Below are 16,698 nucleotides of genomic sequence, written 5' to 3'. Positions count from 1 at the left end.
ACCCAAACCAACCGTGGCTCAGTTCGCCGTCTGCGAGACGGAGCTGCCGTTGATGCCGAACACGCTGAGCTGACCGACGGCGGCAGAGTTGTTCTGAAGCGCGGCCGGCCCGAACGAGTTCTGGGTGATCGAGCTGCTGTTGTTGCCGAACGCCACCTGTCCGGTGGTCGCCGTGTTCTGCACGCCGGCCTGGTTCACGGTGCTGCCGTTATTGAGCGAGGCGTCGCTGGTGCCCTGCATCGTCGTCGCGCTGTTGATGATGCCGAGCTGGCTCGTCGACGAGGTCGAGTTGGTGAGGCCCTGCTGCGAAACGCTTGAGCCGTTCACGACGCCGACCTGCACCGTGGTGGAGGTGTTGGCGGCCTGAGCTGCGGAGGACAGAGCGAACACGGCAACGGAAGCAAAAAACAATTTACGCATGGAGTATCCCTTTCTGGCCAAGTTGTCTGACTGGTTTCGGATGCCTTCCCGGAAAGAGGCCGACATCGTAGGGGTGAGACTGAACCGATCGCGGCCGGCGCGACAGACTGCAGTTCATGCTAGTCGCTACGGACTAGACGCTACGTGTCGTCTCGGCTTGGCGCCCCATGCTGTCGACCAGCCGCACCACCTCGATCGGCGTACGCAGCTCCAGCTTTCGCATCATCCTGGCACGATGGACCTTCGCCGTCACTTCGCTCACGCCGAGTCTCGCGGCGATCTGCTTGGCGACGAGCCCTTCCGTCATCAACAGCATGATCTCGCGCTCTCTGGGCGTCAGTGTCTCGACGCGCTGGCGGGCTTCACGGACGCTATCCTCGCGTTGCAGCCGCCTGCGGTCACGCTCGATGCCGTGCCTGATCGCATCGAGGATCTCCTGCTCGCGAAACGGCTTTGGCAGAAACTCGACCGCTCCGCGCTTCATCGCCTCGACCGAGACGCGGACGTCGGAGTAGCCGCTGATGAAGACGATCGGAATGGACACGCCCTTCTCGGCCAGCCGGCGCTGAAGCTCGAGCCCGGTCGGCGACGTGCCGGGAAACCGCACGTCGAGCACGAGGCATGACGGCCCGGGCGAAACGGTCTCGGTGAGGAACTCGTCGGTCGAGGCGAACAACTTCACCTGATGCCCGGTCTCCTCGCAGAGAGTTCCGATCGCGACTCGAATCTGGGCTTCGTCGTCGACGATATAGACTGTGGCTTGGGTTGAACTCATGGCAACGGGCTCCCCGGCTTGGGGCTCGATGAAACGCAACGAGCTATCCGTTCTTCTTGCAAGCGAGATCAAGGTGCTTGGATGATTCGCGCAGATCGAGCGAAGCGCATCGGTCTGCCGGTTCGATGTCATAGGGCCAACACGCTCCGGAGGCGAGTGAAGGCGTTCACATATCGGGCTTCGTGATGGGAAGGCGTCGATCTTGCCGCCGGCGGCATCGGGGCGCAACGACATCGAGAATGCGGTAATGCTGCGTCGTGGTCTCGCCGGCTGCATCATGGCATCGCCACCCATGTGCCGACTCGACGCCAGCTGCTGGCCGCTCCAGCCGGATCAGACGGGACGTTCAGTCAGCTTATCGAGTTCGATACCGCGCACCTCATATCGATACGCTCCGTATGCATCCTGATCAAATCACGAAAAGTAGCACCCCACCTGCTTTACCACTGGATGATGCGCCACGCCCGACCGTCAGCCCGGCGAGGACGACATACTGACATTCGATACAACCTTAGACGTTTTACAACCATAGCGAGCTTTCCACTTTTTCCCGATTCTCCGAAGTCAATTTGATCGGTGAGTTTTGATATGCGATTTGTGCCAGCATTTGCCTTGCTCGGAGCTGCATGCGGCCTCGCTGCGATCCTCTACGCCGGTCCGGGCACGATCGCCGGCGCTGCCGGGAGCGTGGCGGACACGGCGGCTCGCGCCTATGAGCAGACCAGGCGGCTGCTCGTGCCCGGCGGCCGCGAAGCGCCGACCTTCGGATCGGATGCCCCCTTGTTCCGCTATGCCTCGATCCAGCGCGGCAGCGTCGAGCAGACCGTCACCGTCACCGGCGCCCTGCAGCCGGTCAAGACGATCGAGGTGGGATCGCAATTGTCGGGGCAGCTCGCCCGCGTCTATGTCGACTTCAACGACACCGTCACCAGGGATCAGCCGCTTGCTCTGATCGATCCGCGCAGCTTTGCGGCCAAGGTCGACGAGGCCAGGGCGTCGCTGACCGTCGCCAATGCGCTGGTCGACATCGCCAGGGCCAAGCTCGATCGTGCCAGGATCGATCTGCAGAACGCGAGGGGCAGCCGCGACGTGCTCGCGGCCAAGCTCGAAAGCGCGCAGGCGGTGAAGTCCTCCGCTCAGAAGACGCTGCAGCGCAAGCTGGCGCTGCAGTCGCAGAACGTGGTGGCGACGACCGCGGTCGACGACGCGCAGACCGAGTTCACCGCGCGCCTCGCCCAGGAACGCGAAGCCGAGATCCTGATGTCCCTCAACTCCTATTCGGTGGAGGGTGCGCAGGCCGACGTCCGACGCATCGAGGCGGAGCTGCAACAGGCCCGCATGGCGGTGCCGGAGAAGGCCGCCGTTCTCGCCGCCGCTCAGGCCGACCTCGACCGCACAACGATCCGTTCGCCGATCGACGGCGTCGTGGTCGGCAGGTTCGTCAACGAGGGGCAGACCCTCGCGGTCGGACTGGAAGCGCGCACCACCTTCATGGTGGCGCACCGGCTGGAGGACATGGAGATTCACGCGCAGGTCGACGAAGCCGATATCGGCCGCATCGCGCCCGGGCAGCGCGCGCATTTCACCGTCGACTCCTATCCGGACCGCCGCTTCGAGGCCGTGGTGCGCCAGGTGCGCAAGGCGCCGCAGACCCAGCAGAACGTCGTCACCTATACCGTGGTGCTGGCAACCACAAATCTCGACGGCGCGCTGCTGCCGGGAATGACGGCCCTGGTGAAGATCGTCATCGAACGCCAGGACGACGTGCTGAAAGTGCCGCTCGCAGCGCTGCGCTTCCAGCCGACCGGCGCACGGCCGGAGACCGGACGCAGCGGCGTGTGGGTGCGCACCGCCAGCGGCGCGCTGCAGCGCGTGGCGGTCACGGTCGGCGCCGCCGGCACCGAGCAGGTCGCGCTCCGGAGCGGCGACCTCGTCGAGGGCAGCGAGGTCGCCGTCGGCCAGGCCATTCGCCCGGCAGGCATGGAGATCCTCGGAATCAGGTTCGGGTCATGACCGCCGCCGTGCCCCTCATCAGCCTCCGGTCGGTCGGCCGGATCTATCGCACCGAGGGAGTCGCGGTGGCGGCGGTGCGCAATGTCAGCTTCGACATCGCGCAAGGCGAGATGGTCGCGGTGATGGGGCCGTCCGGGTCCGGCAAGTCGACGCTGATGAACATGATCGGATTGCTCGACCTGCCGAGCGAGGGCGCGGTCTATCTCCAGGGCGCCGACGTCGCCGATCTCACGGAAGATCGCCGGTCGGCGCTGCGCGCCCGCAGCATCGGGTTCGTGTTCCAATCCTACAATCTGCTGGCGCGCCACGATGCGATCGAGAACGTCGCATTGCCGCTGGTCTATTGCGGCATCGCGCGCAAGGAACGCCTGGCGCGCGCGGAAGCGAGCCTTCAGGCGGTCGGCATGCTGCATCGGGCCCATCACTTCCCGCGGCAGCTCTCCGGCGGCGAGCAGCAGCGCGTCGCGATCGCGCGCGCACTGATCGCCTCCCCTCTGATCGTGCTCGCCGACGAGCCGACCGGCGCGCTCGACAGCCGCACCGGCGCCGAGATCCTGTCCCTGTTCGCCGCGCTCAACCGGACCGGCCAGACCATCGTCATGATCACCCACGATCCCGGCATCGCCACGCAATGCCGGCGCACGATCCACCTGCATGACGGCGAGCTCGTCGGCAACGAAACGCAGGCCCCTGCTCTGGCGAAACGGAGCGCTGTGTCATGACGATGCTCCAGGGCTTCCAGATCGCGTTGCACGCCCTGCGCCTCAATCCGCTGCGCAGCTTCCTCACCATGCTCGGCATCGTGATCGGCGTCGCCTCCATCGTGACGGTGTTCGCGATCGGGTCCGGCGCGCAGCTCCGCCTCCAGGAGCAGATCCGTTCGATCGGCGCCAACGTGCTGATGATCACCCCGGGCGCGGTCTACCAGGGCGGCGTGCGTCTCAAGGACGGCAGCAAGCTGACGATGACCGAGAGCGACGTACAGGCCATTCTCGAGCAGATCCCGGAAATTCAGGCCGCGGCCGGCTCCATCGCGGGGACTGCGCAGGTCATCCACGAGGGCAAGAACTGGAACACGACGATCAACGGCACGACCACCGGCCACTTCATGGTGCGCGACTGGCAGCTGGCGGCCGGGCGCTATTTCTCCGCCACCGAGGAGGCCGGTGCCGGCAAGGTCGTCATCCTCGGAAGCACGGTCGCGCGCGAGCTGTTCGCACCCGGCGACGATCCCATCGGCGCGCAGATCAGGATCATGAAGGTCCCGCTCGAGGTGGTCGGCGTGCTCGACCGCAAGGGACCGGCTCAGGACGACGTCGCCTTCGTGCCGCTCACCACGGCCAAGCTGCGCTTCCTCGGCAGCGCCAGCAAGATCAACCGCGATTCGGTCGCCTACATCATCGCCAAGGTGGCCGCGGACGGTCAGATGGCGGGTGCGCGCGCGGAAATCGCGAACCTGCTGCGGCAGCGCCACCGCGTCCCCGCCGGCCAGGACGACGACTTCAAGGTCCAGGATCCCGCCGCCGCCATGGAGGCGCAGCAGGGCGCGATCCGCACCGTCGCGCTGCTGCTCGTCGCCATCGCCTCGGTTTCGCTGCTCGTCGGCGGCATCAGCATCATGAACGTCATGATCGTGTCGGTCACCGAGCGCACCCGGGAGATCGGCATCCGCCGGGCGCTCGGCGGGCGGATGCGCGACATCCGTCTGCAGTTTCTCTGCGAAGCGCTCGTGCTATGCCTGGTCGGCGGCGCCATCGGCGTCGCCGGCGGCATCACGCTCTCGATGACGGTCGCCCGCATGGCCGGTTGGGTCACCTCGATCGACGGCCAGGCGATCGGCCTGTCCCTCGCCTTCTCGATCGCGACCGGCCTCGTCTTTGGCTTCTATCCGGCCCACAAGGCGTCCAAGCTGAGTCCGATCGAGGCGCTCAAGACGGAGTGAGGGCATGCCGGGATGTTCGCAAAGGCCAGGGAGGCATCAGCCATGAGCTCGGATCCGAAGGACTTGATCGCGCCGACGCCGCGCGAGCGGGAGCTGATGACGCTGATCGCGCGGGGGATGCAGAACAAGAACATCGCCTACGAGCTCAACATCTCGGAGAACACGGTGCGGGCGCATATCGGCAACATCATGCGCAAGTACCGGTTTCAGAACAGAACGCAGATCGCGATCGCCTTTGCCCTGCACACGGCGCCATCGTCGCTCCGCCGCGATCTCGCCAAGACCGAGCTCCATCCGGCCGCGGCGAAGCCGGCGCAGGCGCTTGCACCGAATCCACGGGCGGCGCAGACCGCGCCGGATTGAACGGTCACGGCCACCATCCCCTTGCGTTGCCCGACGGGCAAAACACGCGAGCGCTAGGTCAATCCGCAGCGCCGAAAATATTCCTCTTTACCGAAATTCGAAAATCTCGCATGTGTCGCGCAACCCGGCCCAAGGAAGAGGGGCGTATCGCGATCGTCACGAACGCGGGCCGGGCGGCGGTGGACGCGGGCCACATCGGCGCGAAAAGCTTCGCAGGGCGGGCAACCGTGAGCGAAGACCTCGCGTCAACGACGGGTGTGGCTTTGCGTACGGCAAAATCGTGTGGTCCTGGCGCCCGGGGTCTGTGCGCCAAGTCTTGCGGTGATGTGGCGGCCAACCGGTGCGCGCATCAGCCATCCGCAAGGCGATGGGGGCAATAGTGCATCGCTCCCCAGGGAGAGCACGACATAAGCCGTAAAGCCACTGCGCAGGGAAGGCCGGATGTTTGGCTTCACCTGTATGCCGCTGTGCAAATTTTTCGTTGCCAACCTTTCGCACAGTGGACCGTGGGTGCCCGGCCGGCACCCGGTCTTCCCTGCGCCCTCTTTCAATTATGAGGGTGAGCAAGAAGCAAAGCTCGGGCGAGCCCGCCGCGAGGATGCGAAGGCGTGTCCGCGACGAAATGCGAATTGAGGAACGCGCTTCCCGCCGCACACTCCGTCATTGCGAGCGCAGCGAAGCAATCCAGAGTCTTTCCGCGGAGGGATTCCAGATTGCTTCGCTGCGCTCGCAAATGACGGTGTTGAGGCAGCGGTGTCACAATGCGATAGTCTCGTGCCCTGGACACGAGCGTGAAACGAGGCTGCGAGCCGCGACCGCGGCCCATTTGCCTTACATCCCAATGTCGAACACGTTCGGCAATTGGCCCGCCAGTGGCAGCGCGGTGGCGCCGAGGAAGGTCGCCACCATCGCCATCAGACGACGGTTGTTCTGGCGCTTGCCGCGCATCTGGCCGGCGATCCATTCCAGCATTTCGCTGTTGACCTTGGAGGCATAGGACGGCGCCCAGCTCTCGATCTCGGTGTCGGCCGCCAGTGCAACGCTGCGCGGCGGCACCTTCAGGCCCGAAGCGCTGGCGGCATAATGGGCGACCGCCTTGGCAAGCAAATCGTCGAAGCGGCCGCCGTCGGTACGCTCGGTCGCGGCTTCGTTGATCTCGAACAGGACCTCAGCTTCAGCGCGGCTGACCGGCTGGTCGTTGACGGCGGTGGCGGTGAGGATGCGCGTGCACCAGGCGGTGTCATCGGCGTCGAGCGAACGGGAGAAGTGCACCCTTCCCCTGGTGGTCGGCCCCTCCCCGGTGATCACCCCGTCCCGCACGATGGAAAGTGCATGGGCCGCGGTATCGCGGCAGGACGGTTCGAGGGAGGAGGACTCGGCAGATTTAGGCGCAGCAGCAGACATAGTTCACTTCCAGACTTCTTCTGACCGGCCAGCATTTTCATGCCGGCGTAAAGGGGTGGTTAACGATTCGATACGGCGATCGAGACTTTTTGAGATGGTTGCCAATTGGTCGCTGCCAGGACCGTGATGGTTCTAGACGCGTCGGGCGAGCGTGATGGAAGTCATAAAAGGCATTATCGGGGCGAGCTGCACCGTGCGACCCCGGTGGAGATGTTTCGCCGCAGGTGCAGCCGTAACAATAAGTTGCTAGGAAATCGGCCCTTCAGGGAAGGAATTCACATTTTACTTGAGCCGGTTCAGTTACCGTTCACTTAGGCCCGTAACGCTCCTATACTGAAGACGACGGATAGAGGTGAATTTCCCAGTAAATTCAATGCGATGAGGTAAAATCATGACACTTCCGATCGGCGCCACCGCCCCCGACTTCGAAGCCGAGACCACCGAAGGGAAGATCAAGTTCCACGACTGGATCGGCAACAGCTGGGCCCTCCTGTTCTCGCATCCGAAGGACTTCACGCCGGTTTGCACCACCGAGCTCGGCGCCCTCGCCAAGTTGAAGCCGGAATTCGACAAGCGAGGTGTCAAGTTGATGGGCCTCTCGGTCGATCCGGTCGACCGTCACGCCAAATGGTCCGAGGACATCAAGGAGACCCAAGGCGCCGCGCCGAACTACCCGATGATCGGCGACACCGACTTCAACGTCTCCAAGCTCTACGGCATGCTGCCGGCCTCGACCTCTGGAGATCCCCTCACCCGCACGCCGGCCGACAACCAGACCGTCCGCAACGTCTTCATCATCGGCCCGGACAAGAAGATCAAGCTGGTGCTGGTCTATCCGATGACGACGGGCCGGAACTTCCAGGAGATTCTGCGCATCATCGACTCGCTGCAGCTCACCGCCAAGCATCGCGTCGCCACCCCGGCCGACTGGTCGCAGGGCGACGACGTCATCATCGCGGGCTCGGTCTCCAACGACGAGGCCAAGACGATCTATCCGCAGGGCTGGAAGGAACCGAAGCCCTACATCCGCATCGTCCCGCAGCCGAAGTGACTTTTGGCGGTCGCGGATAGCGACCGCACAAGGTCATCCCGGGGCGACGCGTTGGCATCGAACCCGGGATGACGACCCAAAAATCAAGCCGTCCGCACGCGGTCGAGGAAACTGTCGACCTCGGCCTTCAGATGCAGGCTCTCGCCCGACAGCGCCTGGGCGGACGCAAACATCCGGCTCGACGTTTCTCCCGTCTCGCTGGCGCCCTGGGCGGCGTGACGGACATTGACCGCGACATCGGCGGTGCCCGACACCGCGGCACGCACGCTGGCTACGATGTTGTGCGTCGCGCTTTTCTGTTGCTCGACCGCGGCCGAGATCGAGCCTGCGATGCCGCTGATGCGCTCGATGGTCTGGCTGATCGCCTTGATGGCGGCGACCGATTCCTCGGTCGCGAGCTGCATGCTCTCGATCTGGTGCGAGATCTCGTCGGTCGCCTTCGCGGTCTGGCCGGCGAGCGTCTTGACCTCCTGAGCCACCACCGCGAAGCCGCGGCCGGCATCGCCCGCGCGTGCAGCCTCGATGGTCGCATTCAGCGCCAGCAGATTGGTCTGCTCGGCGATCGAGGTGATCAGCTTGACGACGTCGCCGATGCGCGAGCCGGCTTCCGAGAGCTGCGCGATGCGCTGGTCGGTCGCTTCGGCCTGCCGCACCGCCTCGGCGGAGATCTCGTTCGATTCCTGCACCCGGCGGGTGATCTCGGAGATGGATTGGGACAGCTCGTCGGAAGCGGACGCCGCCGAACGCACATGCTCGGAGGCGCTTTCGGATGCTCCCGCCGACTGCGCCGACAGATCTGCCGTGGAGCGCGCGGCGTCGGTGAGTTGTCGCGCGGCGCGCTCGAACTCGCCCGATGATGCGAGCACCTTGTCGAGAATGCCGCCGACGCTGCCGCGGAACTCCTCGACGAAGTTGCGCAGCTCGGCCTTACGCTGCTCGGCCGAGGCAGCGATTGCCGCCGCCTGCTCAGTGCGCAGGCGCGCCCGCTCCTGCGAGTTGCTCTTGAACACCGCGAGCGTGCGGGCGATCTCGCCGATCTCGTCGGCACGGTCCTCGCATTCGATCGCGACGTCGCTCTGACCGTTGGCAAGGGCGGTGAGCGAATGCGTCACCGAGGTCAGCGGCCGGGTAACGCGGCGTACGACCAGCAGGGTCAGGACCAGCACCAGGAGCGCGGCAAGTCCGGCGGCGGCGGCCATGCTCTCCATCGCCTGGGACAGCATGCCCTCGAACTGCGCCATGGGAATGCCGACATAGAGAATGCCGGCGACCTTGCCGGTGCCATCCGCAATCGGGAAATAGGCGGTCATGAACGTCTTGCCGAACAGCGTCGCCGGCCCCTTATAGGCCTCGCCACGGCGCAGCGGGGCCTGCCCCGGATGATCGGCGGCCAGCTGGGTCCCGACGGCGCGGTCGCCGTTTTCCTTTTTCACGTTGGTCGAGCGGCGGATGAACTGCCCGCTCGCCGCGTCGAACACGAACAGGGTCGCGTTGCCGCCGACATAGGACACCGCCCGGTCGACGATGGCGTGATCCCTAAAGTCGGGCATCTTCGGGATCTCGGCGCGTGCCACCGCGCCGTCCCGTATCGTGATCTTGGCTTCGGGAACAGTCTCCGCAAAGGCCAGCGCCAGCGTGCGCAGATTGATCTCGATGTCGCGCAGGGCCCGGTCATTGAAGGCGGATGTCAGCGACCAATAGCCGGCGCCGACCACCAGTGCCGTATTCATTGCGATCAGCAGCGCGGCGCACAGCACCGCCTTGGTGCCGAGCTTGAATCGCGGCAAGAACTTCCCAATCGAAGCTTTGAGCATGGTTAGAATGACCCCCGTAATTCCTGCATAATCGTGCAATTGACTTACAGCCGCATTAACAACGGTTCCCCACCACCGCTCGCGGCATGGTTTCCAATTGGTAAACGAGGCCTCCCCTGACCCTGGCAAGTGTAGCCCCCATCATCGTCTGGTTTCGCGACGATCTCCGCCTGTCCGACCACCCCGCCCTCCACGCCGCTGCCACGTCCGAAGCGCCGGTGCTTTGCCTGTACGTCCTGGACGAGGCGGCGGGGCGAGCGCCGGGCGGCGCGGCACGCTGGTGGCTGGCGCAGTCGCTGCGGGCGCTCGGAGCGGAGATCGGCGCGCGCGGCGGCTCGCTCGTCCTGCGCAGAGGGCCGGCGGCCAAGGTGATCCCTGAGGTGGTGCGACAGAGCGGGGCCCGCGCCGTCTACTGGAACGAGATCGCGCAGGCGCCTCATCAGGCGGTTGAGCGACAGCTCCAAGCGGCCCTGGCAAAGCTGGGCACGCACACGCAGAGCTTTCCCGGGGACCTGCTCGTCCCCCCTGCTGCGATCCGCACCAAGGACGGCCGGGGCCTGCGCGTGTTCACCCCGTTCTGGCGCCGCGTGCTGGCGCTCGGCGACCCGCCAAAGCCCCTGCCCGCGCCGAAGCAGCTGCGCCCTGCACCGAGCATCGCAAGCGATCGACTGGAGAGCTGGAAGCTCGAGCCGACCGCGCCCGATTGGGCGGGCGGCCTGCGCGAGGCATGGACCCCCGGTGCCGCGTCCGCTCATCTGCGCTTGCGCGACTTCCTCGAGCACAATGTTCGAATGTATCTCGGCGACCGCGACCGTCCGGATCGAGAGGGCACCTCACGGGTGTCGCCGCATCTGCACTTCGGCGAGCTCAGCCCGCGTCAGGTCTGGCACGCCGCCCGGTTTGCCGCGGCGGAAGATCCGGCACGCGGGCAAGGCGTCGAAAAATTCCTGAGCGAGCTCGGCTGGCGCGAATTCTGCCGCCACCTCCTCCACGATCATCCCGACCTCGCCGCCGAAAACCTGCAAACGAGCTTCGACGGCTTCCCCTGGAGGCCCGACAAACAAGCGCTCGCCGCCTGGCAACGCGGGCGCACCGGGTACCCCATCGTCGATGCCGGCCTGCGCGAACTCTGGCACACCGGCGTGATGCACAACCGGGTCCGGATGGTGGTGGCCTCCTTCCTGGTCAAGCACCTCCTGATCGACTGGCGCGAGGGGGAGACCTGGTTCTGGGACACGCTGGTCGACGCGGACGCCGGCAGCAACCCTGCCAATTGGCAATGGGTCGCCGGCTGCGGCGCGGACGCTGCGCCCTATTTCCGCGTGTTCAATCCGCAGCTCCAGGGCGAGAAGTTCGATCCTGACGGAGCCTATGTTCGACGCTGGGTTCCGGAACTGAAGGCCCTGCCGGCCAAGCTGATCCACCGGCCCTGGCAGGCAACGCCGATCGAGCTTGCGAGCGCGGGCATCACCATCGGCAAGACCTATCCACAGCCGATCGTCGATCATGCCAGGGCACGCGCACGCGCGCTCGCCGCCTACGCAGAAATTCGCAAAGGTTGAGCGTCGCTTTGACACAATTTCGAATCCCGCTATCGTCATCGCTCCATGCAAACCGTGGGGGACAAAATGGACGACGAGAAGCCGATCACCGAGCAGGCGATGGAGACGATCACCAGTGCCGTGGAAACGACCAAGGACGCGGCAGTCGCCGCAGTCAAGCAGGTGAAGAAAGCCGCCAAGAAGGTCGCGAAGAAAGTAGCGCCGAAGAAGGCGGCCAAGAAGAAAGCCAAGAAGGCTGCGAAGAAGACGACGAAGAAGGCCGCAAAGAAGTCGTCCAAGAAGGCCGCGAAAAAGTCTGCGAAAAAGGCGGCCAAGAAAGCCGGCAAGTCGAAGAAGAAGGCCAAGAAGGCCAAGCGCTGATCGCACGGGAAGACGTCTCCGGGTGCGGGTGCGCCCGGAGACAGCCCGCACCTACCCTCGCCGCTTGGCTGCACGCCGGTCCCGGATGATGCTTGCCATCGGGATCGCGGCTGTGCACGCCGTCAGGACCGCCGATTGACGACGAAGACCGCCGCGGCGCAGAGCGCCATGCCCGCAATGGCAATCGCGTCCAGCTTTTCTCCGAACAGCAGATAGGCCATCAGGGCCGTGACGGCGGGAACCAAGTAGAACAGGCTCGCGACCGAGGTTGCCGCGGCGTGGCGGATCAGCCAGTACAACAGCCCGATCGATCCGATCGAGAGTGCGACCGCCAGCCAGGCGAGTGCAAGCACGAACTCCCGCGTCCAGTGCACCACGCGATCCTCGAACAGGAAGGCGCCGACCGCGAAGAAAATGGTGACTGCCAGATACTGCACGAGATTGCCGGCGCGCCAATCGATGTGATTGCAATAGCGGCGCTGATAGAGCGTGCCGAGCGTGATGCTGACCAGCGAGACCACCGAGGCGAGCCAGCCGAGCCCGGCTTCGCCGGTCATCGGACGGTTGTGCAGGATCAGCACCACCCCGCCGAGGCCGAGCACGAGCCCGGCCCATTGCAGCGGCGTCACCTTCTCACCGAGCCAGCGGTTGGCGATGGTCGAGGTCAGGATCGGCTGCAGGCCCGGAATCAGCGCGGACAGGCCGGCCGGAATCGAATGCGCGATCGCAATCGCGGTGCCGCCCAGATAAAAGCCGTGGACGAGGATGCCAGCGACCGCGCTGTGGGCGATGCCGGCGCTATCAGGCCATTTCGGACGCGCGATGCCTGCGATGATCGCCATCAGCCCGACCACGATCGCCATGCGGATGGCGAGATAGGTCAGGGGGTCGGCATTGTCGACGACGTATTTGGTGCCTATGAACCCGGTGCTCCAGAGCAGCACGAACAGGATCGGCGCGGCGCGGGCGGCCAAGGCTTCTTGATTATGGTTCATTGCCACCCTCATTGCCTGACCCTCGGCCATGCGGCAATGCGAATTTCGTGGTGACGATGCTGCGCTGCGACGGGCGATCGTGGCCGGCTCAGCCGCTCACCATTCGTCCGGACAGGGATTGACGATCTTCCAGAGCTCGACCCCGTTCTTGATCTTCTTCATGTCGGTGGTGAGTCCGCCGTTGCGGCGAATCCAGTCCTTCACCGTGTCGGGGTAGTAGGACATGAGATCGGAGGTGCCCTCGGAGCTGGTGACCTTGATGCCGAAGGTGAACGCCTTGTCGTAATAGGCCTGGTGGAAGCCGAGGCTCGCGCGCGGCGTCACGCAGATCTTGTTCATCGGCACGATGCCGAGCACGAGCGTGCAGGCCGAATTGCAGATGCCGTCGATGATGACCCGCTCGCCCTTCTCGCGCACCCGCTTGTACTTGGCCTTGTACTCCTCGACATAGCCGCCGTGGTCGCGCGTGATGTGCAGCTCGGCGCGTGCCGGCGTGGCGGCGGCGAGGCAGAGCAGCAGCAGACTCGGAAGCGTGATGCGCATGGCGAGATGACGGCGAAGGCCTTCAGGAATGCACCGGACTCGAGGGACCGGCAAATGATCCCCGGGGCCGGCGGTAGAATTCTTAACCGAATAGTCTTTGGTCATACTTGTGTGGGGAATTCGTTAAGCATCCCGAAAAGGCCAAAAATGGGCAGCTTTAGGCCGCATGTCCGGCAATTCTGTCACACCCACCCGGAAATCTGCTGGACTGGCCATCATTTCGGGCCTCCGGAGCGATGCTGACCGCCCGAAATTGCTATAAACGGCAGACTTATTCGAGCGGGTTCTGGAGAATCGAGATGAGCAAGTTGACGCGTGTTGCCGCGGCTGCCGCCCTGACGGCTGCGGTCCTGGCCCCTGCCCTCGCGGAGGCGCACGGCCGCCACCGGTACCACCGCGCCAACCCGCTGCCCTACCCGATCAGCTACCTTCACAATTACGGCCCAGGCATCACCCCCGGCACCTTCGCCTATTATGACGGCCCGGCGACCAACCAGTGCTACCGCAGTGCGGCCGCTTATATTGGTCAGGACCGCCGGCGGCACCCCTGCTACTGAGGCGCCGGGGCTGCCTATTTGGCGGCGCCCGACCGCAGCAATTGCTTCTCGATCTCGTAGACCGGCAGCTTGACGAGATCCTTGCTGACCTCCCCCTGAAGCGCCTTGCGCAGCCCGTCCGAATAGTCGGCGCGGATCATGCCGAGCGCACGCGGCGAGGCCACCATGGTCAGGGCCGTGGTCTCACCAGAGCTGACGGCGGCATCGAGCCGGCCGGCCAGGCTCCGCAGAAAGGCGCGCTCGGCCTCGTCGTGCCAATCGGTCTGCTCGACCGTGCTGCGTGCACCACCGACTGCGCCATGTAACCGGCCCGGCGCGGCGGACCCTTGAGCGGCGGTCGCGGGATTGGGCTGTTCGTGCACCTCCCTGGTGTGGAGATTCGGAAACATCTCGTCGCCGAGGTTTTCCAGAATGAGCGCTTTGCGCCCGTCGCACACGACCAGCCAGTCACCCTTGTCCATTCTCATTTTGTCCATCGCAACTTCTCCTTCCCACTTGCAGACGCCGCATCCGGCATCAGAGCTGTTCTTCGAATTCCTCGAAGGACTTGCCGAATTGCGCCATGGCCTCTTCCAGATAGTCGGCGAGCAGTGGCGTGCCAATCAGGTAGGAGGCGGTGCGCTGGTTGTGCGCCTGCGCAGCCTGAGCACGCAGTTGACGCCAATTGGAGACATCACCGTCGCCACGGCCAAGCCAGGTCAGCGCCACGAGATCGATCTGCTCGTCAACATTGAGAGCGCGGATGAAGCCCACGAGCTCCGCACGGTCGGTGGTGTCGCCGCGCCCACCGCGGCCGTAGCTCATGTCGTCGTCGCCGAAGTCCAGGACGACGCCACCCCCGCCCGCTTCGCTGTCGGACCGGCGCGATTTCGAGATCACGAAGAACACCTTCTCCGGCGAGATAGACAGATCTGGAATGACTCGCATTCAGCTCACCTTGCCCGGCAGCAGGCACCACGCCGCTGCCATGACGGCGACAGTAAGAGCCAAGGCAAGCTTGCGAATTGCGCAGGATCAAGCTCAAGTCACGCCACGGCCCGCTGCCGAGCCGTAAGTGTCAGCTCGCCGAAGGTTTGTTCATCTGTATTACATTTCGGTTCGGCCACAATTTGATCAGAACAACCTCGATATCCTGCATCGCGTAAGCGGAGGAAGACATCATGAACCTCACGACCGGCCGATTGGCCGCATTCCTGTTCGGCGCCCTCGTTGCATCGTCGACGGCATCCGCCATGCCCATCGCGCCTGCACCTGCGACACCGCAGGTCTCCGGCGTCGAGCAGGTCCGCATGGTCTGCGACGCCTGGGGGCGGTGCTGGTGGCGGCCGAACTATTATGGCTACTACTACAGGCCGCGGCCATATTATTACGGCCCGCGGTACTATGGGCCGCCGCGCTATTACGGGCCGCGCCATTATGGGTACTACGGCTATCGCCGCTGGTGACGTTTGAAGGGGCCTTCGGGCCCCTTCGCTTTTGCGAGATCACGTCTTGCGCAGTGGATCACTGGCCCGAAGCCGTTCATGTTTGATCTGGATCAAAGATGAGATCAGCCGAAAAGGTCACTTCTGACCATTTAACCGATCCTGTTTCGGTGCCGTCAACATGAAGGTGCAGAGCGTCGAGAAACGGCGATGATCCGACGACCTCATGGCATGATGTCCGCAATACTACGGCCGCAAAATTCGGTTTACTGAAACCCGATGTTTCGCCATTGATGGCGACGCATCGACGTTCATTTGATTGTCTCATTTCAGCGGCCGGCAAGAATCATGTTGTTCGACGACCTCGCTCCCTCCTCTGCGCTTCAACTGATCGGCTTCTCCGATGTCGATGCGTTTCGGCCGATCGAGACGATGGAGGATGCGAGGAGCCTTCCGCTCGACATCTCAAACTTCGCGGCGGCCCGAGCCATCGTCTCCCTGCCGGCGTGCCGTATCATCGTGATGAGATCGTTCGCGCGAATCCTCGACACCGCCTATCGCATGCCGGGCGGGATGGTGATCCTACCGATGACCGACGATCTTCGGGTCAATTTCAAAGGTGTGGATCTCGACGCCCGCTTCTTCGCTGCCCTCCATGGCAACGATGAGTGCCATTTCGTCGAGCCCCGGACCAATCATCACGCCATGATCATCTTGTCCCCCGAGCTGAGAGACCGGGGCTGGTTCGACCGCGCCGACCATTTGCGCGCCCATATCGCGAACCGGCCCGCCCTGCTCCACACCCGACAGCTCCTGCTCGATATCCTGCGCACCGCGTCAGTGCAGCCGCGCCTGTTCGAGACGACCGAGGTTGCGGCCCATCTCCAGGAAGGCCTGCTGCTCGCGCTCGACGATCTGTTTCGAATCGATTCGATGTCGGATCGGAGCACCTCGGTCCACAGCGAGAGGGCGATCAAGCTGGTGCAGCGCATCGACGAGTACGTCGCCACCTATCCGACCGCTCCGATCTATACAGCCGATCTCGCCCGCGAGTTCGACGTCTCGATTCGAACGCTCGGCGGCGCCGTCAGCAAGGTGCGGGGCATGAGCCTGCACCAGTACATTCGCCTGAAGCGGCTGTGGGCGACCCGCGCCCGCCTCCTCAAGGGCGGCGTCACCGTGGCCACCTGCGCCCGCGCTCAGGGCTTCCATCATCTCGGCGAATTTGCCGCAGCCTACCGCGCGATCTTCCACGAGGCGCCCTCAGAAACGTTGGCACGCGGCCGGCAAAGTGGCGTCCCGGCAGGCTGATGATGGACGCCGGCCCTCGCCGGTGACCCGGCGCCTGCGACGTTCAGAACATATATGGAACAAACTGAGCGGCCCGAGACATAGGTGACAAATCGTACCGGACACATGGGTTACACTTTCCGCTTTTGTTCTGCGGGAGGTGTGGATGCCGTGGAAAGCGAGTT

General features: G+C 64.5%; 18 protein-coding genes. 10 read left to right on the top strand and 8 right to left on the bottom strand.

Annotation, left to right across the window (positions count from 1 at the left end; all coding sequences use genetic code 11):
• Positions 1–18 precede the first annotated feature (18 nt).
• The gene (locus tag AC24YW_RS34820; RefSeq protein WP_275514189.1) at positions 19–420 is read right to left on the bottom strand and encodes a curlin subunit CsgB; all 402 of its coding nucleotides are present in this window, start codon (positions 418–420) and stop codon (positions 19–21) included.
• Between the two features lie 133 nt (positions 421–553).
• Entirely contained in the window at positions 554–1,195 is a 642-nt protein-coding gene (locus tag AC24YW_RS34815; RefSeq protein ID WP_487486935.1) for a response regulator transcription factor, read from the bottom strand.
• Positions 1,196–1,783: 588 nt separating this feature from the next.
• On the opposite strand from AC24YW_RS34815, the gene AC24YW_RS34810 reads away from it, so the two are divergent.
• The 4 genes from AC24YW_RS34810 to AC24YW_RS34795 are packed head-to-tail and all read left to right on the top strand — an operon-like array spanning position 1,784 to position 5,513.
• Positions 1,784–3,208, top strand: a complete 1,425-nt coding sequence (locus AC24YW_RS34810; RefSeq protein WP_487486934.1) for an efflux RND transporter periplasmic adaptor subunit — start codon at positions 1,784–1,786, stop codon at positions 3,206–3,208.
• The gene (locus tag AC24YW_RS34805; protein WP_487486933.1) at positions 3,205–3,930 is read left to right on the top strand and encodes an ABC transporter ATP-binding protein; all 726 of its coding nucleotides are present in this window, start codon (positions 3,205–3,207) and stop codon (positions 3,928–3,930) included. The genes AC24YW_RS34810 and AC24YW_RS34805 overlap by 4 nt, the downstream gene beginning before the upstream one ends.
• Complete coding sequence (locus AC24YW_RS34800; protein ID WP_487486932.1) at positions 3,927–5,150, top strand: ABC transporter permease; 1,224 nt, start codon at positions 3,927–3,929, stop codon at positions 5,148–5,150. Before AC24YW_RS34805 ends, AC24YW_RS34800 begins: the two co-directional genes overlap by 4 nt.
• A gap of 42 nt (positions 5,151–5,192) precedes the next feature.
• Positions 5,193–5,513, top strand: a complete 321-nt coding sequence (locus AC24YW_RS34795) for a response regulator transcription factor (protein ID WP_487486931.1) — start codon at positions 5,193–5,195, stop codon at positions 5,511–5,513.
• 831 nt (positions 5,514–6,344) lie between these two features.
• Here the strand turns inward: AC24YW_RS34795 and AC24YW_RS34790 are convergent.
• Complete coding sequence (locus AC24YW_RS34790) at positions 6,345–6,917, bottom strand: hypothetical protein (RefSeq protein WP_487486930.1); 573 nt, start codon at positions 6,915–6,917, stop codon at positions 6,345–6,347.
• Between the two features lie 391 nt (positions 6,918–7,308).
• On the opposite strand from AC24YW_RS34790, the gene AC24YW_RS34785 reads away from it, so the two are divergent.
• Entirely contained in the window at positions 7,309–7,968 is a 660-nt protein-coding gene (locus AC24YW_RS34785; protein WP_487486929.1) for a peroxiredoxin, read from the top strand.
• An 83-nt stretch (positions 7,969–8,051) separates the two neighbouring features.
• On the opposite strand, the gene AC24YW_RS34780 is transcribed toward AC24YW_RS34785, so the two are convergent.
• Positions 8,052–9,782: a methyl-accepting chemotaxis protein gene (locus AC24YW_RS34780; RefSeq protein ID WP_487486928.1), complete on the bottom strand. Its 1,731-nt coding sequence runs from the start codon at positions 9,780–9,782 to the stop codon at positions 8,052–8,054.
• A 170-nt stretch (positions 9,783–9,952) separates the two neighbouring features.
• Here AC24YW_RS34780 and AC24YW_RS34775 point away from each other — a divergent pair, with 170 nt between their 5' ends.
• Both AC24YW_RS34775 and AC24YW_RS34770 read left to right on the top strand, forming a co-directional pair.
• Positions 9,953–11,344 (top strand): cryptochrome/photolyase family protein, encoded by a 1,392-nt coding sequence (locus AC24YW_RS34775; RefSeq protein WP_487487033.1) that lies wholly within the window; start codon positions 9,953–9,955, stop codon positions 11,342–11,344.
• A gap of 66 nt (positions 11,345–11,410) precedes the next feature.
• Complete coding sequence (locus tag AC24YW_RS34770; RefSeq protein ID WP_487486927.1) at positions 11,411–11,704, top strand: histone; 294 nt, start codon at positions 11,411–11,413, stop codon at positions 11,702–11,704.
• Between the two features lie 122 nt (positions 11,705–11,826).
• Here the strand turns inward: AC24YW_RS34770 and AC24YW_RS34765 are convergent, their stop codons facing one another.
• Both AC24YW_RS34765 and AC24YW_RS34760 read right to left on the bottom strand, forming a co-directional pair.
• Positions 11,827–12,699 (bottom strand): DMT family transporter, encoded by an 873-nt coding sequence (locus AC24YW_RS34765; RefSeq protein ID WP_487486926.1) that lies wholly within the window; start codon positions 12,697–12,699, stop codon positions 11,827–11,829.
• Between the two features lie 96 nt (positions 12,700–12,795).
• Complete coding sequence (locus AC24YW_RS34760) at positions 12,796–13,242, bottom strand: hypothetical protein (RefSeq protein WP_487486925.1); 447 nt, start codon at positions 13,240–13,242, stop codon at positions 12,796–12,798.
• 299 nt (positions 13,243–13,541) lie between these two features.
• Between AC24YW_RS34760 and AC24YW_RS34755 the strand changes: the two genes are divergently transcribed.
• A complete protein-coding gene (locus AC24YW_RS34755) occupies positions 13,542–13,799 on the top strand; it encodes a hypothetical protein (protein WP_487486924.1) in 258 nt (85 codons plus the stop codon).
• Positions 13,800–13,813: 14 nt separating this feature from the next.
• On the opposite strand, the gene AC24YW_RS34750 is transcribed toward AC24YW_RS34755, so the two are convergent.
• The gene (locus tag AC24YW_RS34750) at positions 13,814–14,275 is read right to left on the bottom strand and encodes a host attachment protein (protein ID WP_487486923.1); all 462 of its coding nucleotides are present in this window, start codon (positions 14,273–14,275) and stop codon (positions 13,814–13,816) included.
• Between the two features lie 40 nt (positions 14,276–14,315).
• Positions 14,316–14,726 carry a DUF3775 domain-containing protein gene (locus AC24YW_RS34745; RefSeq protein WP_487486922.1) on the bottom strand — a complete coding sequence of 137 codons (411 nt, stop codon included), beginning with the start codon at positions 14,724–14,726 and terminating at the stop codon, positions 14,316–14,318.
• Between the two features lie 233 nt (positions 14,727–14,959).
• Here AC24YW_RS34745 and AC24YW_RS34740 point away from each other — a divergent pair, with 233 nt between their 5' ends.
• Together AC24YW_RS34740 and AC24YW_RS34735 are read left to right on the top strand one after the other, a co-directional pair.
• Entirely contained in the window at positions 14,960–15,244 is a 285-nt protein-coding gene (locus AC24YW_RS34740) for a hypothetical protein (protein WP_036031624.1), read from the top strand.
• Positions 15,245–15,571: 327 nt separating this feature from the next.
• Positions 15,572–16,534, top strand: a complete 963-nt coding sequence (locus AC24YW_RS34735; RefSeq protein WP_487486921.1) for an AraC family transcriptional regulator — start codon at positions 15,572–15,574, stop codon at positions 16,532–16,534.
• Positions 16,535–16,698 lie beyond the last annotated feature (164 nt).

The sequence above is a fragment of the Bradyrhizobium sp. USDA3516 genome, from assembly GCF_057651995.1.
The sequence above is the reverse complement of the archived record's forward strand: the minus strand, read 5'-3'. Positions and strand labels throughout refer to the sequence as shown.